Below are 26,668 nucleotides of genomic sequence, written 5' to 3'. Positions count from 1 at the left end.
TCCAGGAGCCGCCCTCGATGACGAGGAGGTCGTCGATGTCATCGGCCCTCGCACCAGCACTGATCGCCGCCGAGCCCCTCATCGACGCGAACGCCGTCGACTACCTCATCGTGGGGTTGTACTTCGTCTTCGTCATGGGGATCGGGCTGGCCGCCCGGCGAGCCGTCTCCGACTCCATCGACTTCTTCCTCTCCGGGCGCTCCCTCCCGGCGTGGGTGACCGGTCTGGCCTTCATCTCGGCCAACCTCGGCGCCGTGGAGATCATGGGCATGTCGGCCAACGGCGCGGAGTACGGCCTGCCGACGGTGCACTACTTCTGGGTCGGCGCCATCCCGGCGATGCTCTTCCTCGGCGTCGTCATGATGCCGTTCTACTACGGATCCAAGGTCCGGTCGGTCCCCGAGTTCATGTTCCGACGCTTCGGCACCGGGGCCCACCTCGTCAACGCGATCAGCTTCGCGATCGCCCAGCTCCTCATCGCCGGCGTCAACCTCTATCTTCTCGGATCGATCGTCCAGGCGCTGCTCGGATGGCCGCTCTGGCTGGCCCTCATCGTCGCTGCCGTGATCGTGCTGTCCTACATCACCCTCGGTGGCCTCTCGGCCGCGATCTACAACGAGGTGCTCCAGTTCTTCGTCATCGTGGCGTCGCTGCTGCCCCTGACCCTCATCGGCCTCAACCGGGTCGGTGGCTACGGCGGGCTCAAGGACAAGCTCACCGAGGCGGCCAACAACGCGCCGGCGGCGGCCGAGGTCGCCCCCGCCGAGCAGCAGCTGAACTCGTGGCCGGGTCAGGCCCTCTCGGGCTTCGACTCGGGGTTCCTGTCCGTCATCGGGATCGTCTTCGGGCTCGGCTTCGTGCTGTCCTTCGGCTACTGGACGACGAACTTCGTCGAGGTGCAGCGCGCCATGGCGTCCAAGTCCATCTCGGCCGCACGCAAGACGCCCATCATCGGCGCCTTCCCCAAGATGTTCGTGCCGTTCATCGTCATCCTCCCGGGCATGGTCGCCGCCGTCCTCGTCTCGGAGATCGCCGAGCTCAAGAACGGTGGCACCCCTGCAGGAGGAGCCAGCGGCACGGTCAAGTACAACGACTCGCTGCTCCTGCTGATGCGTGACGTGCTGCCCAACGGCCTGCTGGGGCTGGCCATCGCGGGCCTGCTCGCGGCCTTCATGGCGGGCATGGCGGCCAACATCTCGGCGTTCAACACGGTCTTCAGCTATGACCTGTGGGAGCGCTACATCCGGAAGGACCGCAGCGACGACTACTACCTGCGCATCGGCCGCCTGGCCACCGTCGCGGCCACCGTGATCGCCATCTTCACGGCGTCGATCGCTGGCAGCTTCTCCAACATCATGGACTACCTCCAGACGCTCTTCGGCTTCTTCAACGCTCCGCTGTTCGCGACGTTCATCCTCGGCATGTTCTGGAAGAGGATGACCGCGACCGCCGGGTGGACGGGTCTGGTCAGCGGCACCCTGGCGGCGGTCACCGTCGCGTTCCTGTCCGAGGACTCCTTCGGGTCGGCGAGCCTCGGCGTCATCCCGTTGTCCGGCCAGGGAGCCAGCTTCGTCGCGGCGTCGGCGGCCTTCGTCGTCGACATCCTCGTCAGTGTGGCCGTCACGATGGTGACCAAGCCCAAGCCCGCGTCGGAGCTCAGAGGTCTGGTCTACAGCGAGACTCCCAAGGAGGACCTCCACGACCCCGAGGAGGCCTCGTTGCCCTGGTACCAGCGCACGATGCCGCTCGCCGGTCTGGCCCTGGCCCTCGTCCTCGTCCTCAACTTCGCCTTCTAGGAGGTGCCCGACATGTCTGACACCACGACCAAGAAGACCGCCGGAGCATTCGACATCCGCAACTTCATCGGGATGCTGCTCGGGCTCTACGGCCTCATCCTCGTGCTCATGGGCCTCTTCGGTGACAAGGAGCTCGAGAAGACTGGAGGAGTCAACGCCAACCTCTGGACCGGGCTGGCGCTGCTCGCCGTCTCGGCCGGCTTCCTCGCGTGGGCGAAGGTCCGCCCGACGGTCGTGCCCGACCACGTCGAGCCCGTCGTCGATGACGCGACCCGCCCGGCGCCGCGCAAGAACAAGCCCAACGCCAACAGGTCCAAGAAGAAGAAGAGGCGCTGAGTCAAGGCCCAGCAGACGCAAGAACGCCCGGTATGCCGGCCACCCGGCATACCGGGCGTTCTTGCGTTGCGGACGAGGTCAGGCGAACTGCCAGGACCGCTTCGAGAGGCCGAACCAGAACCCGTCGATGACGCTCTGCCCGTCGATGCCACCGCTGGCGTGGGCTGCGCCGAGGCTGACGAAGAGCGGCGCCCAGTGCTCCGTGCGCGGGTGCGCCTCATGTGCCGCCGGAGCCTTGTCCATGAAGTCGAGGATCGCGTCGACGTCGCCGGCGTCCACGGCTTCGGCCGCCCAGTGGTCGAACTCCGAGGACGGGGCGGGCGGCGCAGCGTCGGCCGGGGCGTGGGGGTTGAACCAACCGAGGTTGTGGGTCGTGAAGCCGGAGCCGATGATCAGCGTGCCCTCGTCACGCAGGGGTGCGAGCCGGGTGCCGATGTCGAAGAGTGCCTGCGGGTCGAGCGTGGGCATCGACAGCTGGAGCACGGGGACATCGGCCTCGGGGAACATCTCGACGAGCGGGACGTAGGCGCCGTGGTCGAGGCCCCGTGACGGGTCCTGGTGCAGACCGCCGCTCGTGTCGCCGAGCAGGCCGGCGACCGATCGGGCCAGCTCAGGCGCCGGGGGAGCGGCGTAGGTGACGTCGTAATAGTGCTGTGGGAAACCCCAGAAGTCGTACAGCAGAGGCGTGCCCGCGGTGGTCGAGCTCACCGAGATGGGCGCCTGCTCCCAGTGCGCCGACACGACGAGGATCGACGTGGGCCGTGGGAGGTCGCTCGACCACGCCGACAGCTCACTGGTCCAGCGCTCGTCGTCGGCGAGCGGCGGTGCTCCGTGGCTGAGGTAGATGACCGGGCTGCGCGTGTCCACGACCTGACTCTAGGCCTTGGCTGAGGGTCCCGACCCCATGCGAGGTCAGCGGGCCGGCAGGCGGGTGATCCAGTAGGAGGCGGTGCCCGGCGAGGCGACGCCGAAGCGGGCGTTGACCGCCCATAGCCAGCCGCCGGCGAGGGTGGCCGTCGAGGGCACGTCGAGCGTCTCGTCGGAGCGGGCGCCACGCCAGCGCGCGGCCCACGTGGAGCCGACGGGGACGAGCTCGAGCACGGAGACCTCGTTCTGCCCCGAGCCGCGCACGTTGTAGAGCGTCGATCCGTCGAGCTCGAGGCCGTCACCGGCGGTGATGCCGGGCCCGCCACTGACCGGGATCTCGGAGGCGGCACCCGTCGCGGGGTCGACCTGCCAGAGGCCCCCGACACGAGAGTTGTTGAGGATGAGGCTGCCGTCGGAGAGGGCGCGAATACCGTTGGCGTTGACCGCGCTTCCGTCGCCTGCGGGCCAGTCCCCGCCGAGGGGGACGAACGTCGGCGCTGCGCCGGTGGGGGCGCCGGCCGGCGTGAGGGCGATGGCGGTCAACCGGTCCGGCACGATGCGGGAGTCGGTCACCCAGACGGTGTCGGTCGTGACGACGAGGTCGTTGAGGAACACGGCGCCGGGCACGATCGTGTCCTGGACGACGGCGCCCGTGGTGCCGTTGACGGCCCAGACGTGACCCACGGAGCCGACGTTGCCCGCGGCCCAGACGAGGTTGGTCCGGCTGTCCCAGAACAGGCCGCGGATCGCCCGGCCGGCACTCCCGGCGAGCAGGGTGCTGGGGGTCCCGGTGAGCAGGTCACCGGCCACGATCCGTCCGTCGGCGAGGGACCCGACATAGAAGCGGGTCCCCGGTCCCGAGGTGATGCCCTCGGGCCGGATGCCGTCAGGGAGCGGGACGGTCTCCGGAGCGGGCGTCGCTCGGCGGCCCTGGGCGGACGCGGGGTTGGCGGCCGAGAGCGAGGACGCGACGATCGACGCGGCGGCGCCGGTGAGGAGGAGGCGACGGGTGGGTGTGGAGGGAGTGTCCATCATCCATTCTGTGCATGTTGTTGAATGTTTGTCGAGGGTTGGCGTTCGTCAGCTTGCGGTGAGGAGCCCGACTCCCAGCGTGGTGAGGCTGATGGCGAGCAGGGCGGCGCCGGCGAAGATGAGCACGATGAGCCGGTTCGGCTCGGTCCGGCCCCCTCCCATCGACGATAAGAAGAAGCCGGCGGGCATGAGCAGCGCCGAGACGGCGACCCCGGACCGCGAGAGCCAGCTGAGCACGCCGGTCTGGTCGGTGGCGTCGACGAGGAGCTGGCAGATGAGGGCGAGGAGCAGCAGCACCCCGGCGTGGGCGTGGCCGGCGCGGGCGAACTTCTCCTGGAACGGCGTCACCTCCTCCCGTTCCCGGACGACCTTGAGCAGGTACAGGCCTCCGCTCTCGACCGTGACGAGCCCGAGGAGCAGGATCCCGGCGGTCGTGCGAGAGGCATCGGACAAGGTGGCCGTGGCTGTGACGAGGGTCTGGGGGTCGGTCAGCGCGGACATGGAGGGCTCCTTGGATAGTGGCTCTCTCCAATAATGGATAGTGCGGCTATCCCATGTCAAGGTTGTTGTGGGTATGCCACCCGCGCAGCCGCCAGATCCCGCGCCAGGAGCGCTGTCGTCGCCTTCTCCTGGTCGGGCGACTCCCACCTGATCCGGGACATGTCCCGCTCGGCGGCCTCGACCACGGACGCGAGGCCGGCGGCAGAGACGAGCCCTGCGGCATACGCCTCGATCGCGCCGCCGACGGGGGTGTCGACGATGACGATGCCCTCCGACCGCAGGGCTGCCCGCTTCTCGTCAGGCAGGGCAACGACGTCGTGGATGAGCACGAGACGCACGGCGTCCGGGTCCGAGGCGATCATCCGGCGGCCCACCTCGACGTCGCCCTGGCCGCTGTCGCCGATGAAGACGACGTGCGTCTCGGGCATGAGCCGGCGGAAGCGCTCGAAGTTCTCGATCTTGGCGCCGGCCATCGAGTCATGGTTGCGCAGCCCGTCGAACGTGCCCGACAGGACGGCATGCGGCGGCAGGCCGAGCTCGCGCAGTCCGCGGCGCGTGTGCTGCTCGATGAGGCCGGCCGGGTCCATCGGACGAGCGGTGACGAAGGTGAGGTCACCCGGCCGCTCCGGGTCGCCGGAGTGGCCGGCGTCCAGGGCGCGATAGAGGGCGATGACGCCGGGATAGACCGTGCCGCGGGGGTAGCGGTCGTCGTGGAGGGCGCACCGCAGCGTGTCGTCGATGTCGCTGAGCACGTGCAGGTCGGGCACGTCGATACCGGCGGCCTGGGCGGCGATGTGGTCGAGGATGTCCTGCCGCGCGCCCTCGTCGTCGACGACGTCGAAGACGAGGTGCTCGAGGTCGCGATGGTCCGAACCCGAGCTAAGCAGGCTCTTGAAGCGCGTGAGGTCGGCGCCCCGGAGCGAGAGGAAGGCATCGCGGACGAGGTGCTCGCGCGCGTGGTCGGAGGACCAGCGACGACCTCGGTGCAGGGCGTCGGCGAGCTCACCGAGGTCGCGCGCCGGGTCGGCGAGGAGCTGGTGGAGGCGCTCGTCGAGCGGGGCTGCGGCCGCCGGACAGCGCACGAGGACGGCGGCCGGCGACACCCCGAGCTCGAGCCGGACGGCGTCACCGACGGGGTCGCCGTCGACGTGGACCGCGGTGGGCTCGTCGAGGTCCAGGACGACGTGACGAGCTCGGTGGGTGCGCATGCCGGTCCAGCCCCCGCGCCGACCGGACAGCACGCCCACCCCGACACCGACCCAGCCGACGACGCGGCGAGGTGAGACCACGAGCACGTCGAGCCGACCGTCCGTCATCGAAGCGGACGGCATGAGCGGCAGACCGAGCGGCAGCACCCGACAGTTGCCGACGAGCACGGTGCGGGCCGAGCCCCGTGTCGTCGGGCGGCTGTCGAGCCGGGCCGCGAAGGCGATGGGCGCCCCGGCTGCCCGCCTCAGCAGCGCGGCGAAGTAGGCCGCCCAGCCCAGTCGCTCCTTGCTGCGCTCCCTCGTGGCTGCGAACGCCTCCGCGTCCATCCCGACGCCGGCGACGACCGCGACGTCGAGGGTCTGCGTCGACCCGTCGGCCCGGGTGAGCGTCACCCACGCGAGGTCGCAGTCGCGCGCGGGCCCGTCGACGGCGACGTCAGCGGCGAGGTCGAGCGAGCCGTGCACGCCGATGGTGCGCGCCCAGAGGTTGGCAGTGCCGGTGGGGATGACGCCGAGTGCGACCCGGTCTGCGGCGTCACCGGCGAGCGAGAGGGCGGCAGCGACGTCGCGGACCGTGCCGTCGCCGCCGATGGCGACGAGGCGGTCCACACCCCGACCGAGGAGGTCCGCGACCTGCTCGGCCCCGGCTGAGCCGGCGAAGGTCTCGAGCACGATCGGCTCCGGCCAGCCGCGCTGCCTCGTGGCCCTTCGCACAGCGGCGACCGCTGCCGCGCTCCGGGGCTTGCCCGGATGCACGACCACGCCGCACAGGTGCTCAGTCACGGGCGTCGTGGACGAGGATGGCCACCTGCACGCGGTTGTCCACCCCGAGCTTGGTGAAGAGGCGTCCGACGTGGGTCTTGACGGTCGGCACACCCATGTAGAGCTCGGCCGAGATCTCGGCGTTGCTCAGACCGCGGCCGACGGCAGCGGCGACCTCTCGCTCGCGTTCGGTGAGGGTGGCGAGCCGGGCCCGGGCTGCGGTGCGCTCGCCAGCACCGGGGTCGGGCCCGGCGACGGCGGCGATGAGCTGGGCGGTGACGCTCGGAGAGAGCATCGGCTGCCCCGCGGCGACGGTCCTCACCGCCTCGACGAGACGAGCCGGGGGAGTGTCCTTGAGCATGAACCCGGCGGCCCCCAGTCGCAGGGCGCGCAGGACCATGTCATCGGCGTCGAACGTCGTGAGCACGATGATCTTGAGTGACGGATCCCGGCTGAGGAGAGCCTCGGTCGCGCTGAGGCCGTCCCGCACCGGCATGCGGATGTCCATGAGCACCAGGTCCGCACCGGACGCGGGCACGACGGTGAGGGCGTCCTCGCCGTTGGTCGCCTCACCCACGACGGAGATGCCGGAGTTGCCGCCGAGCATCATCCCGAGGGCGGCGCGCACCATCGGGTCATCGTCGACGATGGCGAGTCGGATGGACTCGGGTGGAGGTGTGCTCACACCTGCCACGGTATCCATGCGCGGACGACGTAGCCGCCAGTGGCGTCGGGCCCGTGCTCGAGTCGCCCACCCGCGAGGCCCACCCGCTCGTCGAGTCCGATGAGCCCGAGCCCGGAGTCGGGGAGCGACGACGGGTGGCTGCCGACCGGTGCGGCATTGCGGACCACGACGGTCAGCCCGTCGTCGGAGCTGCCGCTCAGGGTGACGGTGACCGACGTCCCGGGGGCGTGCTTGCGTGCGTTGGTGAGGGCTTCCTGGACGACGCGGTATGCCGTCCGCCCCTGTCCCTCGGGCACCTCACCCTCCAGGGTGTCGTCGAGGCCGACCCGCAGACCGGCGAGGCGCTCGGCCTCGACGAGTCCGGCGATGTCGCCGATGAGCGGCTGTGGTCGCTCCGGCCCGGCATCGGACGGGAGGGTGGGGTCGCGCAGCACCCCGAGCACCTCGCGCAGGTCGCGCAGGGCCTGGTGGGCGTTCTCCTCGATGGTCCTCGCCGCCGTCGCCTGCTCCTCCGGAGTGAGGTCGGTGCGATAGCTCAGGGCTCCGGCGTGCATCGCGACGAGCGAGATCCGGTGTGCGAGAACGTCATGCATCTCGCGGGCGATGCGAGTGCGTTCCGCGGCCTGGGCCTGGGCCACCCGTGCCTGCTGCTCCCGCTCGGCGGTGAACGCCCGGTCGCGCAGCGAGTCCATGAGGTTGCGCTGGGAGCCCATCGCGTAGCCGACGGCGACGACGATCCCGACGATGAGCACACCGAAGAGGAGCGAGGCCCACAGCGGCAGGTCGTCCTCACCCGGATAGAACCGCTCCTGGACGATGCCGGCCACCACGTTGAGGGGGAGGACCACCGGGAGCAGGCGCCAGCGATGTCGCGACGCCACCGAGCCCACCGCCCAGGTCGCCGGTCCGGCGCTGGTCGCCGAGACGAAGGAGGCGAGTCCGGTGAGGACGGCGACGGGCCCTGGCCAGCGGTGTCGCCAGTGCATGAGGACGAAGGAGCCGAGTCCGAGCAGCGTGTCGCCGATGAGGAGCCACGCCATGATCGGCTCGTCGCCGACGTTGGCGTCGTCCATCACGACGGCGACCGCTCCCCACGCCACGGCGCTGATCAGCAGAGCCAGGGCATAGCGCCAGGCCGAGCTCAGGCGGCTCGTGGCGGTCGATGGGGAGTCGGGCATGGAGTGAGCCTAGGCAGGTGAAGGCGACGTCCGCGTCAGTCCACGGACTACCGACGGTGGGCGGACGGCATACCAAAGTCGTATGCCGCTCGGGACCGGGGACCGATGTGCGCACCCGGGCGCACGGACCAGAGTGGTCGTCATGATCACAGTCGAGAACCTCACGAAGCGCTATGGCGGGTTCACCGCCGTGAACGACATCTCCTTCGAGGTCCGCCCGGGGAGCGTCGTCGGGTTCCTCGGACCCAACGGCGCAGGCAAGTCCACCGCGATGCGGATGATGACCGGCCTCACGCCGGTGACGGGTGGGCGGTCGACCATCCTGGGCAAGGCCTACCGCGACCTCCACAACCCCGGGCGTCAGGTCGGCGTCATGCTCGACGCCTCCGCCCAGCACCCCGGCCGCACCGGCCGCGAGGTCCTGCGCCTCGCCGGGATCCAGATCGGCGTGCCGAAGTCGCGCGTCGACGAGGCCCTCGCCATCGTCGGTCTCACCGACGAGGAGGCCGGCCGGCGCGTCCGCAACTACTCGCTCGGCATGCGTCAGCGGCTCGGCCTCGCGTCGGCGCTGCTCGGCCAGCCCGAGGTCCTCATCCTCGACGAGCCGGCCAACGGCCTCGACCCGCAGGGCATCCACTGGATGCGTGGCCTGCTGCGCGGCTTCGCGGACGGCGGCGGCACCGTGCTCCTGTCGAGCCACCTGCTCCACGAGGTGCAGGTCATCGCCGACGACCTCGTCATGATCGGCCGTGGGGAGATCGTCGCCATGGGCACCAAGGACGAGCTGCTCAGCCGTGGCGGCACCACCGTGCGATCGAGCGACAACCGTGCCCTCCTCGCTGCGCTCCGGCACGCCGGAGTCGTCGCCAACGACGTCTCGTCCGGTCTCGTCGTCGACGCCGAGCCCGGGGTCGTCGGCCAGATCGCCTTCGACGAGCGCATCGTCCTCCTCGAGCTCCGCTCCGGTGGCTCGGAGGGTCTCGAGGAGATGTTCCTCAGCCTCACCGCCGCCACGTCACGCGAAGGGACCGCAGCATGACCACCACCGACACACGCAACCCCGCCATCGACCCGAGCCTGGCTCGACCGGTCGCCACCTCGGACCAGGACGGGCGCCCCGGCGTCCCGATGCAGCGGCTCGTCAACGTCGAGCTGCGCAAGATGGTCGACACCCGTGCCGGTCGCTGGATGCTCATCGTCATGTCTGCCATCTCGCTCATCGTCGTGGGTGCCCTTCTCATCTGGGGCGAGGCGGACGAGATGACCTATGGGACCTTCCTCGGGTTCACCTCGCTCCCGCTCGTGATGCTCCTGCCGATCGTCGGCATCATGGCGGCGACGGCCGAGTGGAGCCAGCGCACCGGCCTCGTGACGTTCACCCTCGAGCCGCGGCGCGGCCGGGTCATCGTCGCCAAGATCGTGGCCGCCGTGATCCTCGGCCTCATCGTCACCGCATCGGCGTTCGCCGCCTCGGCGCTCGCCAACATCATCGGGGGTGGCGTCGCCGGCGGTGACGGCACGTGGGACGTCACCTGGACCGTGACGGTCGGAGTCATCGTCGCCTTCGCGATCTATGTGCTGCAGGGGCTGGCCTTCGGGTTCGTCTTCCTCAACACGCCCTTCGCGATCGTGGCCTCCCTGCTCCTGCCGACCCTGTGGACCGTGGCGACGAGCCTGGTCCAGGCGCTCCAGGAGCCGAGCAAGTGGCTCGACCTCAACCAGGTCACCGGCCCGCTCTTCGAAGGCACGATGACCGGCGAGAACTGGGGACAGCTCGCCACATCGGTCGGCGTCTGGGTGCTGCTGCCGCTCGCGATCGGGTCCTACCGGGTCATGCACCGCGAGGTGAAGTAGCCAGCGCCGAGCGCTGCCGAGCAGGGTGAGGCAGCGTCGTGCCGCAGGGCCCGTCCCTCGCTGATGCGTTTTGCCTTCTTGCGGGGTGGGTACTGGCCCCCTGTCGAGCGAGGCTGCGCCCCACAGTCGCGGACGCCAGTGCCCGGTCATCGAGCGGACAGGACGAGGACGGGTTCGCTGCGTGGGTCGCCCTGCTGCCCGACTTCACGACAAACACCTGCCTGAGGGAAGGGGCCTTTCATGAGATCGGTGGCAGACCAGGGCGTCGCGGAGCTGGGCGGGCGCATGAGCGTGCTCACGCGGCAGAAGAAGGACCACATCACCCTCGACCGGCTGTTGGAGCGTCTCCGCGCCTCGTCACCAGAGGAGCAGGACAGCGCGCTGCTGGACATCTACCGACTCGTGTTCCCCCACGCGTTCGCAGAGGAGGCTGTCCTCTGGCCGGTCATGCGACGGGCTCTGCCCGATGGCGAGGAGCTCACGCTCCGGGTTGAGCGCGAGCACCAGGAGGTCAACGAGCTGGTGACCCGCCTCGAGCGTCTGGATGCGAGCTCAGCAGAGCGCCGACCGGTGCTGGACCGCCTCGTCGAGGTGCTCCGTGAGGACGTGCGCGATGAGGAGGACGAGCTCCTGCCTCGCCTACAGATGAAGCTTCTCCGGTGCACGGCTACGGCTCCTCGGACTCGCCTGGGAAGGCGTCCGCCGCACCGCCCCGACACGCGCCCACCCGATCGTCGCGCGCAGACCACCGGGGAACGTCGTCGCGGCGCTCCCGCTTGCTGTTCTCGACCGCACCCGCGACCGCCTCGACATGCTGGTCCACCGGGGCGAAGGGTCGCTGGACCCTGCCCTTCGTCACCTCAGCGCCGCCCTGACGCGAGCGGCGCACGGCGTCGAGCACCGGGCGGTCATGCGACGCGGCGAAGACCCGTCGACCCGCTTCGACGCCCAGCCGGATGCCCTGTAGGGCGTTGTCCGTCAAGTGATGCTGGCGCGGAGCTTCCCGGGCGAGGATCTTGCCGGTCGCGTTGCGCGGGAGCTCGTCGAGGAAGTGCACCTCGCGCGGCACGCAGTGTCGGGCCCGGTGGGCCCTCACGTGCTCCCTGACCTCGTCGGGCGAGAGCTGCGATCCGTCGTGAAGCACGACGAAGGCCGCGAGACGCTGACCGAACTCCGGGTCGGGCACACCCACTACGGTCACCTCGCGCACGGCGGGATGCTCGACGAGGAGCGACTCGACCTCGATCGGGTAGACGTTCTCGCCGCCGCTGACGATCATGTCGTCGTCGCGACCGTCGACGTGGAACAGGCCGTCCCTGACGTGGCCCACGTCGCCCGTGGAGACGAGCCCGTCGACGAAGTCCTTGGTCGACCCCGAGGTGTAGCCGTCGAAGACGAGGTCGTTGCCACAGAAGATGCGGCCGGTCTCGCCGGGCGCCACGTCGTTGTCGTCGGCGTCCAGGATCCTGACGACGGTGCCGAGCGGGGGTGTGCCCGCGGTGTCGGGGTCGCGGCGCAGGTCGGCAGGGGTGGCGATGCAGATCCAGGACGCCTCGGTGGAGCCGTAGAGGTTGTAGAGGACGTCGCCGTACTCGTCCATGAACGTGCGGGTGAAGCCGTGGGGGTAGGCCGAACCCGACGTCGCCACGACGCGTAGGTTCGGGCGGCGGTCCCTGCCTCCGGGGTCGGGCGGCAGCTCCATCAGCCGCTGGAGCATCACCGGGATGGCGAACATCGCGTGGCACTGCTGCGACTCCAGGGTGTCCTTGGCCGCCTGGGGGTCGAAGCGTCGCTGGAGCACGATCGTGGCCCGGAGGGCAAGCGCAGCTGCATCGCGGCATACCCCCAGGTGTGGAAGATCGGCGCGCTGATGAGGATGCGGTCCTGCGCCCGCAGGGGGATCCGTTCGATGATCGAGATCAGCGGACCGAAGCCACCGGGGGTCTTGCGGGCAGCGCCCTTGGGAGTGCCGGTCGTCCCCGAGGTGAGGATGATCGTGCGCCCACCCCTGGCCGGAGGGGTGAGGTTGCTCGGTGCCGGCGCCACGTCGAGCTCCGCGACCCAGTCGCTCTCACGGATGACGGTGACGGTGTCGGGAAGGTCGCCGACCACCCCGTCGAACTCGTCGTCGTGGATGAGTGCGGTGAGCTCCTGCTGGTCCGGGACGAGGGCGAGCTGGCCGGTGGACAGGCCGGTGTTCATGAGCACCAGGTCGATGCCCACGGCGGAGGCTCCGGTCATGACCTCGATGGCGCCGACGTGGTTGCGAGCGAGCAGGCCCACGCGCTGCCCTGGGCGGAACCCCCTGTGCAGCAACAGGTCTGAGACCTGCTCGGAGCGGTTGAGCAGCTCGGCCCAGGTGACCGGCCCGCGCAGCTCGTCGATGACGGCCACCCGCTCGGGGCTGCGACTGGCGGCCTGGCGCAGCTCGCCGGCGAGGCCGAACCCCCACTGGTGCAGTGAGCGGAGCTGGCTGACCTGTCGGTGAGGTGGGCCGGGGGCCAGCAGGCCACGTCGGGCCATGACGGCACCGACCGTGAGCAGGCTGATCGACATGGGTCAGGCCTTGGGTGTGTCGAACCAGTTCTGGAAGGCCATGGCGGCGCTGAGGTCTCCTCGGGCCTTGATCTTGCCCGTCATCACCATCATGGTCGGGTTGCCCGAGCCGGTGATGAGCTTCGCGAACTCGGCCGGACCGAGCATGATCGAGGTCTTGGGCTCCTGCGTCGGCGACTTCTCGACAGTGCAGGTGCCGTCCTTGACGACGACCGCATAGGTGTCGTCGCTGCCACCGGGCCCACCCGTGATGCGCCAGTTGACGCGGGCGTCGGCGCCCTTGGCCTTCTCGGGGTTGAAGAGCGTGGGGAAGCGCTCGAAGATCGCATCGAGGATCGACTGACGGTGCTCCCCTCCCATGACCTCGTTGATCTCCTTGTCGGAGAGCGTCCTCACGGTCGCTGCGAACTCTGACGGGTTCATCGTGGCGAAGGTCGTGGGGTCGAAGTCGGTCATCGCGAGGTTCCTCCTCGTTGAGGGCAGGTGATCAGGCTCGACCCTACTTGCCAGTAGGTAGGGCGACAAGGTGAAGCACTGTGTCCTGCCACACGGGCCGGATGGCGCGCGTCGAGCAGGACACAGGTGCGTCGGCTGGGGCGGGTCAGGCCTTCTTGGCGGCCTTCTTCGCCGTGGTCTTCTTGGCTGCAGCCTTCTTGGTCGTGGTCTTCTTCGTCGTCTTCTTGGCGGCGCGCTTGCGGGTCGTAGGACCCTTGGCGCGCTTCTCGGCGAGCATCTCGAAGGCGCGCTCGGCGGTCATCGTCTCGAGGTCGTCGTCGCGGCGGAGCGTCGTGTTGGTCTCGCCGTCGGTGACGTACTCGCCGAAGCGGCCGTCCTTGACGACGACCGGCTTGCCCGACACGGGGTCCGGGCCGAACTCCTTGAGCGGTGGCTTGGCGGCGGCCCGGCCACGCTGCTTGGGTTGGGCATAGATCGCCTCGGCCTGCTCGAGCGTGATGTCGAAGAGCTGCTGCTCGGTCTCGAGCGAGCGCGAGTCGGTGCCCTTCTTGAGGTAGGGACCGTAGCGACCGTTCTGCGCGGTGATCTCGACCTGCTTCTGGGACTCCTTTCCGTCCTCGCCGGTGACCGTCTCGGTGACGACACCGACGACGCGGGGGAGTGAGAGCAGCTTGAGGGCGGTCTCGAGGTCGAGCGTGGCCAGGTCCATGTCGGCGAAGAGGGACGCGGTCCGCGGCTTGACCTTGGCCTTGCCCTTGAGGGCGGCGGTCTCCTCGTCCAGAACCTCAGTGACATACGGGCCGTATCGCCCTGCCTTGGCCACGATGTCGCGACCGTTCTCCGGGTCCTGACCGAGCACGCGACCGTCGTCGGCGGCCGTGTCGAGCAGCTCGCGTGCCTTCTGCGGCGTCATCTCGTCGGGGGCGATGTCGTCGTTGATCGTCGCGCGACGGGGGGTCGCGGGCTTGTCGGAGCCCTCACCGCCCTCGGCGGTGGCGCCGTCAGCCGAGGGTGCGTCGCCGGCATACGCCTCAGTGACCTCGCCGGTCACCGGGTCGACACCGGCGGGTGCGACCTCCTCGACGTAGGGCCCGTAGCGACCGACGCGCACGACGATGCCGTCGCCGATGTCGATGGTCGAGATGGCGCGGGCGTCGATGTCGCCGAGGTCGGCGACGAGGTCGCGCAGGCCCTCGCTCGAGCCCGCCTCGTCACCGAAGTAGAAGCGCTTGAGCCACGTCACCCGCTGGGCGTCGCCGTTCGCGATCTGGTCGAGGTCCTCCTCCATCGACGCGGTGAAGTCGTAGTCCACGAGCCGCGTGAAGTGCTCCTCCATGAGGCGCGTCACCGCGAAGGCGAGCCACGACGGCACGAGCGCGTTGCCACGGTTCGAGACATAGCCGCGGTCCTGGATGGTGCCGATGGTGGAGGCGTAGGTCGACGGGCGACCAATTCCCTTCTCCTCCATGGCTTTGACGAGCGTGGCCTCGGTGTAGCGGGCCGGCGGTGACGTGTCGTGGCCGTCTGCCTCGGCGCGGATGACCTTGAGCGCGGTGCCCTCGCCGAGGCGGGGGAGGCGACGCTCCTCGTCGGCGTTGGCGTTGCGCTGCTCGTCCCGACCCTCCTCGTATGCCGCCATGAAGCCCCGGAACGTGATGACCGTTCCGCTCGCGGTGAACTCGACCCGCTCTGCGGGTGCCTCGCGGTCGAGGGTGGCGCCGAGCTTCACGGTGGCCGTCGAACCCTTGGCATCGGCCATCTGCGAGGCGATGGTGCGCTTCCAGATCAGCTCGTAGAGGGCGAACTCGTCACCGCGGAGCTCGCCGGCGACCTGGGCAGGCGTGCGGAAGCGGTCACCCGCGGGACGGATGGCCTCGTGTGCCTCCTGCGCGTTCTTGACCTTCTTGGCGTAGTTGCGCGGGGAGTCGGGGACGTAGTCGCCGCCGTAGAGGTCGCGCGCCTGCTGGCGGGCGGCGGTGAGCGCGGACTGCGACAGCGCGGTGCTGTCGGTGCGCATGTAGGTGATGTAGCCGTTCTCGTAGAGGCGCTGCGCGACCCGCATGGCGTTCTTGCTGCTGAGGCGCAGCTTGCGGGAGGCCTCCTGCTGCAGGGTGCTCGTCGTGAACGGCGCGCTGGGACGGCGGGTGTAGGGCTTCTCGCTGACGCCGACGACGCTGACGTCGGCGGCCATGACGGCGTGGGCGATGCCCGTCGCGGACGCCTCGTCGAGGTGGGCGACCTCGCCCTTGAGACGGCCGTCGTCACCGAAGTCACGGCCCGTGGCGACCCGCTTGCCGTCGACGGAGGACAGGCGCGCGGTGAAGGCGGAGGAGGTTGCGTCGGGGGTGAACTCGCCCTCGACGTCCCAGTAGTTGGCGGAGCGGAAGGCCATGCGCTCGCGCTCGCGCTCGACGACCATGCGGGTCGCGACCGACTGCACCCGGCCGGCCGAGAGCCCGGCCTTGACCTTGCGCCACAGGACCGGCGAGATCTCGTAGCCGTAGAGGCGGTCGAGGATGCGGCGGGTCTCCTGCGCGTCGACCAGCGCCGTGTCGAGGTCGCGGGTGTTGGCCGCCGCGCGCTGGATGGCCTCCTTGGTGATCTCGTGGAAGACCATGCGCTTGACCGGGACCTTGGGCTGCAGGGTCTCGAGGAGGTGCCAGGCGATGGCCTCGCCCTCGCGGTCCTCATCGGTGGCGAGGTAGAGCTCGTCGGCGCCCTTGAGCAGCCGCTTGAGCTCGCCGACCTTCTTCTTCTTGTCGGCGTCGACGATGTAGTAGGGCTCGAAGTCGTTGTCGACGTCGACACCGAAGCGGCCGAAGGGGCCCTTCTTGATGTCGGCGGGCATCTCCGAGGGCGTCGGGATGTCGCGGATGTGGCCGACCGACGCCTCGACGTCCCAGTCGGGACCGAGATAGCCGGCAATGGTCTTGGCCTTGGCGGGCGACTCGACGATGACGAGCTTGCGGCCTGTGCCTGGCTTGGCGGTCGGACTCATGGCGCATCGATCCTGTTCTGATCACCTCGTGCAGCGGATTCGTCGCTGCTCCGACGAGGGAACGACAGTGACGGTACAGGTTCGCGTCCGCCCGGCGGGCAGGCTCCCCGCAGGGTGAGCGAGCGTCAGGGGATGACCAGAACCTTGCCGCGGGCGTGGAACTCGCCCTGCCGGCGCAGGACCTCGGGTGCGTCCTCCAGCGACCAGCGCCGCTCGATGAGCGGCTGGAGCCGGCCGGTGGCGACCTGCTCGGCGAGCCAGCTCTGGTCGGTCACGCTGCGTGAGGCGACCTTGAACGCGGGCGCCCTCTCGCCGGTGAGGGCGAAGAAGACCGGGACGCCGAGCATGCGCGGCATCGGCTTGACCCACGTGGACTTCGGGGCCGTGATGGAGACGTAGGCGCCGCCCTTCACAAGGAGCCTGCGGCAGTCGCGCAGGGTCATCGTCCCGGCGTTGTCGAAGAACACGTCGAAGCGGTCGCCGAGGTCCCGGACGTCCTCCCGGGTGTAGTCGACGACGCGGTCGGCACCACCGGCGAGGGCGTGCTCGACGTTGCCGGTGCTGCAGACCGCCGTGACGTGGGTGGCACCGAGGAGCTTGGCCAGGCGGACCGCGAAGCTGCCCACTCCGCCGGAGGCGCCGGCGATGAGGACGCGCTGCCCCTCTCGCAGGCTTCCCCAGTCGCGCAGACCTTGCAGCGCCGTCTGCGCTGCGACACCAAGGGTCGTCGCCTGCTCGTGCGAGACGCCCTGGGGCAGGGGCAGCCACCAGTCCTCGGGCGCGAGCGCGAACTCGGCGAAGCCGCCACCGTCGACCTGGCCGAAGACGTCGTCCCCGACCTGGTGGCGGGTGACACCCGCGCCGACCGCGACGACCTCGCCGGAGGCGTCAGCGCCGGGGACCTGGCGCGTGGGACGGCGCAGGCCGAGGGAGGGGCGGGCGAACATCGGCAGGCCGGTGACGTAGTGCCAGTCGAGCGCGTTGACCGACGCGGCCCGGACCCGGACGAGGACCTCGCCGGCTCCGGGGGTGGGAGTCGGGACGGTGCGGACCGACACCACCTCCTCGGGCGGACCGTAGCGCTCGTGGAACGCGCTACGCATGGTCGAGGGGACGAGCGGCGGCCGCTCGGTGGTGGATGACTGGGTGGACTCGGACATGACGTGCCTCCTGGTGGGAGCCGCGGGTTCCCGCTGGCTACTTACGCCGTAAGGTATGGCTTACGGCGTAAGTTCGTCAATGGCCCATCTGGATACGATGCACACCGAGGAGGAGGACCTTCGTGACCAACACCGCGCGCCGACCCGTTCGCCGGCCACTGAGCCGCGACCGGGTGCTGCGTCGCGCCGTGAAGCTCGCCGACACGTCCGGGCTCGACGCCGTCTCGATGCGTCGACTCGGTGCCGACCTCGGCGTCGAGGCGATGTCGCTCTACCACCACGTGGCGGGCAAGGAGGCGTTGCTCGACGCGATGGTCGAGCACGTCGGCGCCGAGCTCAACGCCGAGGTCGCGGCGCTCGACCTGCCCGACCCCGCGGAGGACTGGGCCGCTGCCCTCCGTGCCCAGTCCCTTGCCGCCCGCGAGGTGATGCTCAGACACCCCTGGATGCCGTCCGTCCTGCAGAGCCGGACGACGATGAGCCTCGAGGTCGTCCGCTACTACGACGGCGTCGTCGCGATCCTCATGGCCGGTGGCTTCGGCCACGACCTCACCCACCACTCGCTGCACGCCCTCGGCAGCCGCGTCATCGGCTTCAGCCAGGAGCTCTTCGACCCCGGCGAGGGTGGCGAGGACACCTCCCAGGAGGTCCTGGCCCAGATGGCCGAGGTCGTGCCCAACCTCGTGGCGATGATGGCGAACGCCCCGCACACCGACGGCCCAGAACAGACCCTCGGGTTCTGCGACGACCAGACCGAGTTCGAGTTCGGGCTCGACGTCGTCCTCGACGGTCTCGAGAAGCGCCGTCCCCGCAACGGATGACGGACGCACCGGGCGAGCGGGCGGCATACCTGCTGGTGGTGTGAAAGGTGGCTTGACCCTCACGCGACGTGAGGCGGGACGGTGTCCCCATGACCGATGTTCGAGAGACTGTGGCCGTGGACGAGCTGCTCACGGTGGGCCAGGTGGCGCAGACCTTCGGCGTGACGGTGCGAACGCTGCACCACTACGACGAGGTCGGGCTGCTCTGCCCGTCGGAGCGTTCGCGCGCCGGCTACCGCCTCTACACGGCGGACGACCTCGAGCGGCTGGCGACGATCGTCACCTACCGACGGCTGGACCTGCCGCTGGACGAGGTGGCCTCGCTGCTGCGTGGTGAGGGCTCGAGCCTGGAGCACCTGCGGCGCCAGCGCGATGCGGTCATGAGCAAGGTCGAGGAGCTGCACGGGCTCGTCGACGCGATCGACCGAGCACTGGAGAGAGACATGAACGAGACGCCCGCGACCCACGACCACCTCAAGGAGATCTTCGGTGACGGGTTCAAGGACGAGTACCAGGCCGAGGCGCAGGAGCGCTGGGGCGAGACCGACGCGTGGAAGCAGTCGAACCGTCGCACCAAGGGCTACACCGTGGCCGACTGGGAGCGGATCAAGACCGAGATGGGCGCCGTCAACGACGCGTACGTCGCCGCCATGGAGGCCGGGCTGCCGGCGGACTCGCCCGAGGCGATGGACGCGGCGGAGGCCGCGCGCCTGCAGATCCACACCTGGTTCTACGACCTCGACCACGACTTCCACCGCAACCTCGCCGACACGTATGTCGCCGACCCGCGGTTCACGAAGACGTACGAGGACATCGCACCGGGGCTCGCGGTCTATGTGCGGGACGCGATCCACGCGAACGCCGACCGCCAGGCCCGCTGACCCTCGCCTTGTGTGCCTGAGAACGAGCCATACCTCGTTCTCGGGCACACGAGACGGGTTGTCCGGCGGCTCGCCTAGGCTCGGCGCGTGACGGACGGACTCTTCATCGCCTTCGAGGGCGGCGACGGCGCGGGCAAGTCGACCCAGGTGCGCCTGCTCGCGGCTGCCCTCGAGTCCGCAGGGCGCGAGGTCGTCGTGACCCGTCAGCCCGGAGGCACGCCGCTCGGCGCCCAGATCCGCGACCTCGTCCTCCATGGTGACCATGTCTCACCTCGGGCCGAGGCCCTGCTCTTCGCTGCCGACAAGGCGCACCACGTCGACCAGCTCATCCGCCCTGCCATGGAGCGGGGCGCCGTCGTCATCACCGACCGCTACACCGACTCGGCCGTGGCCTACCAGGGAGCCGGGCGCGACCTCGGCGCCGTCGAGGTCCACGACCTGCAGATGTGGGCCGTCGGCTCGCTCGTGCCCGACCTGACCGTCATCGTCGACGTCACCGCCCAGGAGGGGCGCCGCCGGCGAGGTGAGGTCCATGACCGGCTCGAGGCCGAGGCCGACGCGTTCCACGACGCGATCCGGCACCACTACCTCGCGATGGCCCAGGGGTCTCCGGAGCGCTACCTCGTCGTCGACGGCACGTCATCACCCGACGAGATCCACGCCGCCGTGGTCGGTCGCCTCGCGTCGTCCGGCCTGCTGGAGGGTGGGACGGCGTGACCGTCTGGCGGGACGTCATCGGGCAGGACCCGGCCATCGCGACCCTGTCGCGGGCGGTGGCCGACCCAGCTGCCATGACCCACGCCTGGCTGTTCACCGGGCCGCCGGGGTCGGGTCGCTCGGTCGCGGCGCGCGCCTTCGCGGCGGCGTTGCAGTGCCCCACCGGGGGATGTGGCGAGTGCCGCGAGTGCCGCACCGCGGCTGACGGCACGCACGCCGACGTCGACCTCATCGCCACCGAGGGCCTCTCCATCAAGGTGGAGCAGGCCCGTGACCTCGTCGCGCTCGCGGCCCACCGCCCGTCGGTCGGCCGCTTCCGCGTGATCATCGTGGAGGACGCAGACCGGCTCACCGAGCGCGCCGCCGACGCGCTCCTCAAGGCCCTCGAGGAGCCCACGCCCCGCACGGTGTGGATGCTCTGCGCGCCGTCCGTCGAGGACGTCATCATCACCATCCGATCGCGCTCACGGCACGTGCGGCTGCGCACCCCGTCGGTCGAGGCCGTCGCCGACCTGTTGGTGCGTCGTGACGGGGTGGACCCCCCGATGGCCATGTATGCCGCCCGCGCAGCCCAGTGCCATGTCGGCCTGGCGCGTCGGCTGGCCCGCGACGAGAACGCCCGCATCCGTCGGCACGACGTCATCACCCTCGCGTCCAAGATCCGCACGGTGGGCGACGCCATCGACGCCGCGTCCGACCTCTCGACCATCGCCACCGAGGAGTCCCAGGCGTCGTCGGCCGAGCGGGACGCGGCTGAGCGGGCCAAGCTCTTGGAGGTCCTCGGCGGCGACCCCTCGGCCCGGACCCAGCCTCCCCACATCCGGTCGCAGCTCTCCTCGCTCGAGAAGGACCAGAAGGCCAGGGCCACCCGATTCTCCCGCGACATGGTGGACCGCGCCCTCGTCGACCTGCTGTCGGTCTATCGCGACGCGCTCGTCCTGCACACCGGCGCGCAGACGGCACTCGTCAACGAGGACGCCCGCCAGACGGTGCAGCAGGTCGCCCAGGTGCTTCCGCCGGTGCGGGTGCTCGTCGCCATGGATGCGATCGGGACGGCGCGTGAGCGCATCGCCGCCAACGTCCAACCCCTCCTGGCGCTCGAGGCCATGGCGCTCGAGCTCCGCCTGCCGCGCTGACACCCGGCGCGGCCGGCGAGGGCTCGCCGCACACGCTCGGGGGCGGACGGCATACCTCAGGATTGGCCCGTAGGGTCAGCTCATGCTGCGTCGTGTCGCCCCCATCGCTGCCCTGACCTGCCTCGCCCTCACGCTGTCCGGGTGCTCTGCCGTGGGGGACCTGATGGACCGGGAGTCGGCGAGGCCGGCGCCGGTCGAGCCGCAGAAGCCGCCAGCCGGCATGGAGGGGCTGGAGAAGTTCTATGCGCAGGACCTGCAGTGGTCGGACTGCTCGGGCGGGCAGTGCGCCAAGCTTCTCGGTGCCGCGGGACTACGCCGAGCCGGAGGGCGCCGCGATCGAGGTGTCCGTGCTGCGAGTGCCGGCGCGCAAGCAGTCTCAGCGGATCGGCGCGCTCGTCGTCAACCCCGGGGGCCCGGGAGGGTCCGGCGTCGACTACGCCAGGGCGGCGGACTTCATCGTCGGTTCCGGTGTGCGACAGCGCTTCGACGTGGTGGGCTTCGACCCCCGTGGGGTGGGGCGCTCGGCGCCGATCGACTGCGTGAGCGACACCGAGCTCGATGCGTTCCTCGGCTTCGACCCCACGCCGGACGACGCTGGTGACGACGAGAAGTTCGCGGCCAACGCCAAGAGCTTCGCGGAGAAGTGCGGCGCCAACGCGGGCCCGCTGCTCGGCCACGTGTCCACCGTCGACGCCGCCAGGGACATGGACGTCCTGCGGGCGAACCTCGGCGAGGCCAAGCTGCACTATCTGGGCAAGTCCTACGGGACCTACCTCGGAGCGACGTATGCCGACCTCTTTCCCCAGCTCGTGGGTCGCTTCGTCCTCGACGGGGTCGTCGCGCCGGACCTGACCTCGGCCGAGGTCAACCTCGGTCAGGCCAAGGGCTTCGAGACCGCCACCCGGGCGTGGGCGCAGTTCTGCATCGACAAGGGCGACTGCCCGATGGGGGAGTCGGTGGACGCGGTGATGCAGGGGATCCGGGACTTCCTCGCGCAGGTCGACGACGAGCCGCTGACGAAGACGGGCGACCCCGCCGTCACGGAGCTCACCGAGGGCTGGGCCTCGACCGGCATCGCCGCCGCGATGTATGACGAGGGCATGTGGGACACGCTCGTCGAGGCGATGCGCGCGGCGACCGAGGGTGACGGCGCCGACCTCATGGGGCTCGCCAACTCCTACGCCGACCGCCAGCCCGGAGGTGGTTACGCCGGCAACATCATGGAGGTCATCTACGCGGTGAACTGCCTCGACAAGCCGGAGTCGGACGACATCGCCGAGCACGCGGCGTCGGCCCGGGCTGCGGCGGTCGAGGCCCCGACCTGGGGGCCGTTCCTCGCCTGGTCCTCGCTGACCTGCGGCTCGTGGCCGGTCGAGACGGAGCGGTCGTCCGAGCCGCCCAAGAAGGTCACCGCGGAGGGGGCGGACCCGATCGTCGTCGTGGGCACGACGCGCGACCCGGCGACGCCCTACGAGTGGTCCGAGCGCCTGCATGACCAGCTCGCCAAGAGCTCGCTCATCACGTACGACGGTGACGGGCACACGGCATACATGCGGTCCAACGACTGTGTCGACGAGCCGATCGACGAGTTCTACCTCAAGGGGACGGTGCCGCAGGACGGGCTGAAGTGCTGACCTGCTGAGCCCCGGGGTCCCACGGACAGGCAATGGGTATGCCGCCCGCCCACCTTCCGTGCTCAACGCCCGGTCCCGGACCGGTCCCGTTACGCGTACTACCTGTCCGGTAGCCCGTCGGGCGCAGGGTCTCAGGGTCGGTTTCGCGATGGGGCGGAGTTGTTCGTATAGTGGTCCGGCGTGCTGGAGCTTCGGTTCGGGCACCACGCCGCTTTAGCTCAGTCGGCCAGAGCGATTCACTCGTAATGAATAGGTCATCGGTTCGATTCCGATAAGCGGCTCAGTGGACGCCCCCGCCCTCGTGGCGGGGGCGTCGCTGGTTCAGCGGGCGTGCCACATCTGCTTGGCGTGGGCGATCTCGACGCGGATGGCCGCCATGATGGCGTCCGTGACCTCGCGAGCGGCGGCTTCATCGCTCCGGCTGCCCCACGCCGACAGGTCGACGGGCAGGCCGACCGAAAGGCACGCCGTGTGGCGGTGCCAGATGTGTTCGTTGCCCTGCTTGGGACCCCACGTGCCGACAGGGATGACCGGCGCCTCGGGATGCCGCAGGGCCAGCCGAGCGGCGCCGGTGCGCGCCGGCCCGGGCATCTGGTCGGGCTCGGTCGTGAGGCGGCCCTCGGGATAGAGGGCGACGAGCTGCCCCTGGTCGAGCCGGTCGGAAGCGCTTTCCAACGCGTCGGCGGCCGAGGCCGAACCCCGCGCCACGGGGATCTGGCCGGTCGCCCGCGCCAGCGCGCCGACTCCCGGCCATCCGAAGACCTCCTGCATCGCGAGGAAGTGGGGGAAGCGCCGATGCCCGATCACCACGCGCGCAACGGCGAGTGGGTCGGTCATCGTGAGGTGGTTGGCGACGAGGATGACCGGCCCGGTGCGGGGGACCGAGCCCATCGTCCGGAACCGCACGCGGTGCGCGGCCTTGGCCGCGACCCACACGAGCGCGAAGCCAGCGGCGTTCCTCACGTGCTCTCGAGGCGTGGTCACGACAGGCGGGCGAGGAAGCGGTCGGTGTCGACGATGACCCGGGTGATCTCGCCGCTGGCGACGACCTTCCCATCGGAGTGCCGGGCGCTCACCCTGAGGCGGTGGAGTCGACCATCGGCGTATGCCGGGTCGGCAGTGACGATGACCGTGGCACCGACCGGAGAGGCGGCGCTGTGCTGCAGATCGACCCGGGTGCCGACGTTGGCCCGCCCCTCTCGGGCCAGCGGCTCCAGGGACGCGCAGGTCGCGGCCTCGCACCAGGCGAGGAGCCGTGGGGTTCCGAGGACGGGCAGGCTGCCGGACCCGAGCGCGACAGCGGTGTCGGCCTGGGTCACGGTGAACGTCAGCTCGACCGAGTCAGCTGTGGCAGGTGCGGTCATCGACCCAGTCTCGCAGGGCTGGCATCAGTCGTCCTCGAGCTCGTCCAGGGTCAGCAGCACGAGTGCGGCCGTCCAGAGGAGTGGCGCCGGCCCGGCCGGGTTGCCGGACCTGTTCACCTTCTCGGGCAGCGACCCCCAGGCAGTCCGGTGGTCGTCGAGCCAGTCCAACCAGTGCTCGGCGACCTCCTCCTGTCCAGATGCGGCGGCGGTGTAGGCGACGAGTGCCGTCTCCGGCGTCCACGACGTTCCGTCGTTCCGCCATCCCGCACCCGGTGCCAGTCCGCCGGAGGACCGCAGGGCGGCCTTCTGGTAGCCCAGCCACCGCGTCGTCACCCGCGGGTCGGACGGCGCGAACGGAGGCATGAGCATCGCCACCGCAGCATCGAGCCCGCCATGGTCCCCGAAGCGCTCCAGCTCCGGCCCCATCTCCGAGTGCACCTGTGCCGCAAGGCGTTTGGCCATGTCCCGAGCCAAGGCCCGCTCAGGTGTGGTCCCGGACCGGGCAACGCCGTGCAGGCCCGCGAGCATGGGCGCGACCGTGCCGAGCGACGTCTCCGTCACGGCCAGCTCCCAGTAGTCCGGTGACGGGGGCGGCAGCTGCCACCCGCTCCAGGTCAGTCGCATGATGTTGGACAGACACTTGGACCGGAGCCCGGCCGTCGACGTCGGCAGCGAGGAGGCCGACATCGAACCGAGGGCCCACAGCACCCACCCGCACCCGTCCGACTGCGGGCCTCGAACGTCAGTGGTCACCCGCTCCCCGTTGAGCAGGTAGCGCGCGTCGAAGCCCGACGCGGCGTCGAACGGCAGCCCGGCCAGCACGTCCACGAGGTGACGCGCCTCCACGTGATGGCCCGCGCGGTCCAGTGCGACGGCGAGGAAGGCTCCGTCACGCGGCCAGAAGTAGCCCCAGTACCCGGCAGCCCCCGCAGCCGGTGCTCCGCCCGCAGCCTGGCCATTCACCATCATCTGTCGGATGTCGATGAGGGCCCACTGGGCCATCGACTCCCACCGAGTTCCTGCGCCAGGGACCTCGCCCTGCTCGAACCATTCGTGGGACGCCGTCGAGGCGGCGGCACCATCGAGGCCCCGGTCCGTGGTCCGGAACGCTGGACCGGTCGCGAGCTGGGGCTCAGCCCCGCTCTGCTCACTGCTCGCCCGGGTCCCGCACGAGGTCACGAGGGCACAACACAGCGCCAGCACCGCGCACCGCAGGCCACCCCGCATCGATCCACCTCCTCGACTGCGGTGAACCTACGCCGAACGCCACCGAATGTCTCGCGAAAGGAGCGGGGCGGCATACCGACAACGCTCCGGTATGCCGCCCCGCCCGGTGCGCAGACCGCTCACCTACCCTCGGGTGATGGGACGTGAGATGAAGGTCAGTGACTCGGTGGTCATCGCGGGGGTCACGCCGGCCGAGGCGTACGCGCAGGTGAGCGACCCGACACAGATGGGTCGCTGGAGCCCGGAGAACACGGGAGCCCGGGTCGAGCGCGGGACCGCCGGCAGCCTCACGGTAGGAGACGTCTTCGTCGGCGCCAACAAGCGCGGGGGCACGCGGTGGCAGACGCGGTGCAAGGTGGTCGCTGCCGAGCCGGGGGAGAGGTTCGCGTTCGACGTCGTCGCTTGGGGCCTGAGGTCTCCTCTCCTCAGGATCGCCATCGCTCGCTGGGAGTACACGTTCGAGGCCGTGGAGGACGGCGTGTTGGTCACCGAGACGTGGCGTGACGCGCGTCGTCGGTGGCCCGACCGACTCGCCAACGCGGTCGACAGCAGGCTCACCGGCGGTCGGACGTTCGCGAGCTTCCAGGAGCGCAACATCGCGAAGACGCTGGCCGCCCTGCGCGCCGACCTCAGCGTCAGCTCGACGCCGTCCTGACTCGGACCCACTGAGAGCCCGAACCAGGGGCAAGGGCGAGGACGAGGGCAGGGACCACGAGAGCGCCGCGGGTTGGCCGCGCGTCTCGGATAGCCTGCGGCGGTGCCACAGATCAACGCGTTCGGGCAGCCCGTCGGTCATGTCGTGCCCGGCTGGGAGGCTCGGCCCGAGCCCGAGCTGGTGACCCTCGAGGGGCAGTACGTGCGGATCGTGCCGCTGGACTCGGTGCACTACGCGGACCTGTTCGCGGCGGTCTGCGGGCCGGAGGACGACGCGCTCTGGACCTACCGGCCGATCGCGAAGCCGACGTCCCTCGCGGGGCTGTGGATGCACCTCGCCGACATCCTGGACTCGCCGAACCTGACCTACACGCTGGTCCCACTCGAGGGAGAGCGCGCCGGCCGGCCCAGCGGGATCGCGTCGTTCAACCGGATCGACCCACGGACCGGACAGGTCGAGGTGGCTGGCGTGCTCTTCGGCCGGACCCTGCAGCGGACCCGGGCGGCGACCGAGGCGATCCACCTGCTCATGCGCTATGCCTTCGACGACCTCGGCTACCGCCGCTTCGAGTGGAAGTGCGACAGCCTCAACGAGCCGTCACGACGTGCCGCTGCCCGCCTGGGCTTCACCTATGAGGGGCGGTTCCGCAACCACATGGTCACGCAGGGCCGCAACCGCGACACCGACTGGTTCTCGGTCACCGACGGCGAGTGGCCGCAGGTCCGGGCCGCCCACGAGGCATGGCTCGACCCGGGCAACTTCGACGACTCAGGTCGTCAGCGCACGTCGCTGTCTTCCATGAGGTAGGACCGAAACATCTCACCTCGCCTGACCGAGGCGATCA

24 protein-coding genes, 1 tRNA gene and 1 pseudogene are annotated in these 26,668 nt (G+C 70.3%); 13 read left to right on the top strand and 13 right to left on the bottom strand.

Annotated features, from left to right (window positions below):
- Positions 1-35 precede the first annotated feature (35 nt).
- Both ACZZ98_RS04945 and ACZZ98_RS04940 read left to right on the top strand, forming a co-directional pair.
- Positions 36-1,796, top strand: a complete 1,761-nt coding sequence (locus ACZZ98_RS04945; RefSeq protein WP_463515199.1) for a sodium:solute symporter family protein — start codon at positions 36-38, stop codon at positions 1,794-1,796.
- 12 nt (positions 1,797-1,808) lie between these two features.
- Positions 1,809-2,132, top strand: a complete 324-nt coding sequence (locus ACZZ98_RS04940) for a hypothetical protein (protein ID WP_463515198.1) — start codon at positions 1,809-1,811, stop codon at positions 2,130-2,132.
- A gap of 78 nt (positions 2,133-2,210) precedes the next feature.
- Here ACZZ98_RS04940 and ACZZ98_RS04935 read toward each other — a convergent pair whose 3' ends face one another.
- From ACZZ98_RS04935 to ACZZ98_RS04910, 6 genes are read right to left on the bottom strand one after another with little or no spacing between them, the layout of a single operon-like run.
- Positions 2,211-2,999: a dioxygenase family protein gene (locus ACZZ98_RS04935; protein WP_463515197.1), complete on the bottom strand. Its 789-nt coding sequence runs from the start codon at positions 2,997-2,999 to the stop codon at positions 2,211-2,213.
- Positions 3,000-3,044: 45 nt separating this feature from the next.
- On the bottom strand, positions 3,045-4,031 hold the full coding sequence (locus tag ACZZ98_RS04930; RefSeq protein WP_463515196.1) for a hypothetical protein: 987 nt from the start codon (positions 4,029-4,031) through the stop codon (positions 3,045-3,047).
- A 48-nt stretch (positions 4,032-4,079) separates the two neighbouring features.
- Positions 4,080-4,532: a hypothetical protein gene (locus tag ACZZ98_RS04925; protein WP_463515195.1), complete on the bottom strand. Its 453-nt coding sequence runs from the start codon at positions 4,530-4,532 to the stop codon at positions 4,080-4,082.
- 56 nt (positions 4,533-4,588) lie between these two features.
- The gene (locus ACZZ98_RS04920) at positions 4,589-6,523 is read right to left on the bottom strand and encodes a diacylglycerol kinase family protein (protein WP_463515194.1); all 1,935 of its coding nucleotides are present in this window, start codon (positions 6,521-6,523) and stop codon (positions 4,589-4,591) included.
- Positions 6,516-7,187, bottom strand: coding sequence for a response regulator transcription factor (locus ACZZ98_RS04915; RefSeq protein ID WP_463515193.1), 672 nt, complete (start codon positions 7,185-7,187; stop codon positions 6,516-6,518). Before ACZZ98_RS04915 ends, ACZZ98_RS04920 begins: the two co-directional genes overlap by 8 nt.
- Complete coding sequence (locus tag ACZZ98_RS04910) at positions 7,184-8,365, bottom strand: sensor histidine kinase (protein WP_463515192.1); 1,182 nt, start codon at positions 8,363-8,365, stop codon at positions 7,184-7,186. The genes ACZZ98_RS04915 and ACZZ98_RS04910 overlap by 4 nt, the downstream gene beginning before the upstream one ends.
- 142 nt (positions 8,366-8,507) lie before the next feature.
- On the opposite strand from ACZZ98_RS04910, the gene ACZZ98_RS04905 reads away from it, so the two are divergent.
- The 3 genes from ACZZ98_RS04905 (at position 8,508) to ACZZ98_RS04895 (ending at position 11,326) form a co-directional block, all read left to right on the top strand.
- Positions 8,508-9,404, top strand: a complete 897-nt coding sequence (locus ACZZ98_RS04905) for an ABC transporter ATP-binding protein (protein WP_463515191.1) — start codon at positions 8,508-8,510, stop codon at positions 9,402-9,404.
- Positions 9,401-10,219, top strand: a complete 819-nt coding sequence (locus ACZZ98_RS04900) for an ABC transporter permease (protein ID WP_463515190.1) — start codon at positions 9,401-9,403, stop codon at positions 10,217-10,219. The genes ACZZ98_RS04905 and ACZZ98_RS04900 overlap by 4 nt, the downstream gene beginning before the upstream one ends.
- Before the next feature lie 240 nt (positions 10,220-10,459).
- On the top strand, positions 10,460-11,326 hold the full coding sequence (locus ACZZ98_RS04895; RefSeq protein ID WP_463517723.1) for a hemerythrin domain-containing protein: 867 nt from the start codon (positions 10,460-10,462) through the stop codon (positions 11,324-11,326).
- On the opposite strand, the pseudogene ACZZ98_RS04890 reads toward ACZZ98_RS04895, so the two are convergent.
- From ACZZ98_RS04890 to ACZZ98_RS04875, 4 genes and pseudogenes are all read right to left on the bottom strand, one after another.
- Positions 11,295-12,742 (bottom strand): annotated as a pseudogene (locus ACZZ98_RS04890) (AMP-binding protein); the annotation flags it as partial. The gene ACZZ98_RS04895 and the pseudogene ACZZ98_RS04890 overlap by 32 nt on opposite strands.
- 36 nt (positions 12,743-12,778) lie before the next feature.
- Entirely contained in the window at positions 12,779-13,231 is a 453-nt protein-coding gene (locus ACZZ98_RS04885) for an SCP2 sterol-binding domain-containing protein (RefSeq protein WP_463515189.1), read from the bottom strand.
- 145 nt (positions 13,232-13,376) lie between these two features.
- On the bottom strand, positions 13,377-16,229 hold the full coding sequence (topA, locus tag ACZZ98_RS04880) for a type I DNA topoisomerase (protein ID WP_463515188.1): 2,853 nt from the start codon (positions 16,227-16,229) through the stop codon (positions 13,377-13,379).
- Positions 16,230-16,354: 125 nt separating this feature from the next.
- A complete protein-coding gene (locus ACZZ98_RS04875; protein WP_463515187.1) occupies positions 16,355-17,389 on the bottom strand; it encodes an NAD(P)-dependent alcohol dehydrogenase in 1,035 nt (344 codons plus the stop codon).
- A 122-nt stretch (positions 17,390-17,511) separates the two neighbouring features.
- On the opposite strand from ACZZ98_RS04875, the gene ACZZ98_RS04870 reads away from it, so the two are divergent.
- The 6 genes from ACZZ98_RS04870 (at position 17,512) to ACZZ98_RS04845 (ending at position 22,859) form a co-directional block, all read left to right on the top strand.
- Positions 17,512-18,210: a TetR/AcrR family transcriptional regulator gene (locus ACZZ98_RS04870; protein WP_463515186.1), complete on the top strand. Its 699-nt coding sequence runs from the start codon at positions 17,512-17,514 to the stop codon at positions 18,208-18,210.
- An 89-nt stretch (positions 18,211-18,299) separates the two neighbouring features.
- Positions 18,300-19,091, top strand: coding sequence for a MerR family transcriptional regulator (locus tag ACZZ98_RS04865; RefSeq protein WP_463515185.1), 792 nt, complete (start codon positions 18,300-18,302; stop codon positions 19,089-19,091).
- A gap of 87 nt (positions 19,092-19,178) precedes the next feature.
- Positions 19,179-19,808 carry a dTMP kinase gene (gene tmk / locus ACZZ98_RS04860; RefSeq protein WP_463515184.1) on the top strand — a complete coding sequence of 210 codons (630 nt, stop codon included), beginning with the start codon at positions 19,179-19,181 and terminating at the stop codon, positions 19,806-19,808.
- Positions 19,805-20,944 carry a DNA polymerase III subunit delta' gene (locus ACZZ98_RS04855; protein WP_463515183.1) on the top strand — a complete coding sequence of 380 codons (1,140 nt, stop codon included), beginning with the start codon at positions 19,805-19,807 and terminating at the stop codon, positions 20,942-20,944. Before tmk ends, ACZZ98_RS04855 begins: the two co-directional genes overlap by 4 nt.
- 299 nt (positions 20,945-21,243) lie before the next feature.
- Positions 21,244-22,578, top strand: a complete 1,335-nt coding sequence (locus ACZZ98_RS04850; RefSeq protein ID WP_463515182.1) for an alpha/beta hydrolase — start codon at positions 21,244-21,246, stop codon at positions 22,576-22,578.
- 207 nt (positions 22,579-22,785) lie between these two features.
- A tRNA-Thr gene (locus ACZZ98_RS04845) sits at positions 22,786-22,859 on the top strand.
- A 40-nt stretch (positions 22,860-22,899) separates the two neighbouring features.
- Here the strand turns inward: ACZZ98_RS04845 and ACZZ98_RS04840 are convergent.
- From ACZZ98_RS04840 to ACZZ98_RS04830, 3 genes are read right to left on the bottom strand one after another with little or no spacing between them, the layout of a single operon-like run.
- Positions 22,900-23,562 (bottom strand): lysophospholipid acyltransferase family protein, encoded by a 663-nt coding sequence (locus tag ACZZ98_RS04840; RefSeq protein ID WP_463515181.1) that lies wholly within the window; start codon positions 23,560-23,562, stop codon positions 22,900-22,902.
- Complete coding sequence (locus ACZZ98_RS04835) at positions 23,559-23,942, bottom strand: thioesterase family protein (protein ID WP_463515180.1); 384 nt, start codon at positions 23,940-23,942, stop codon at positions 23,559-23,561. Before ACZZ98_RS04835 ends, ACZZ98_RS04840 begins: the two co-directional genes overlap by 4 nt.
- A 24-nt stretch (positions 23,943-23,966) precedes the next feature.
- On the bottom strand, positions 23,967-25,121 hold the full coding sequence (locus ACZZ98_RS04830) for a glycoside hydrolase family 15 protein (protein ID WP_463515179.1): 1,155 nt from the start codon (positions 25,119-25,121) through the stop codon (positions 23,967-23,969).
- Positions 25,122-25,305: 184 nt separating this feature from the next.
- Here ACZZ98_RS04830 and ACZZ98_RS04825 point away from each other — a divergent pair, with 184 nt between their 5' ends.
- Both ACZZ98_RS04825 and ACZZ98_RS04820 read left to right on the top strand, forming a co-directional pair.
- On the top strand, positions 25,306-25,824 hold the full coding sequence (locus tag ACZZ98_RS04825; RefSeq protein WP_463515178.1) for an SRPBCC family protein: 519 nt from the start codon (positions 25,306-25,308) through the stop codon (positions 25,822-25,824).
- Positions 25,825-25,926: 102 nt separating this feature from the next.
- Positions 25,927-26,631, top strand: a complete 705-nt coding sequence (locus tag ACZZ98_RS04820; RefSeq protein WP_463515177.1) for a GNAT family N-acetyltransferase — start codon at positions 25,927-25,929, stop codon at positions 26,629-26,631.
- Positions 26,632-26,668 lie beyond the last annotated feature (37 nt).

The organism is Knoellia sp. AC549, from assembly GCF_979258975.1.
Note: the sequence above shows the minus strand (reverse complement) of the source record. Positions and strands in the feature narration are given on the sequence as shown.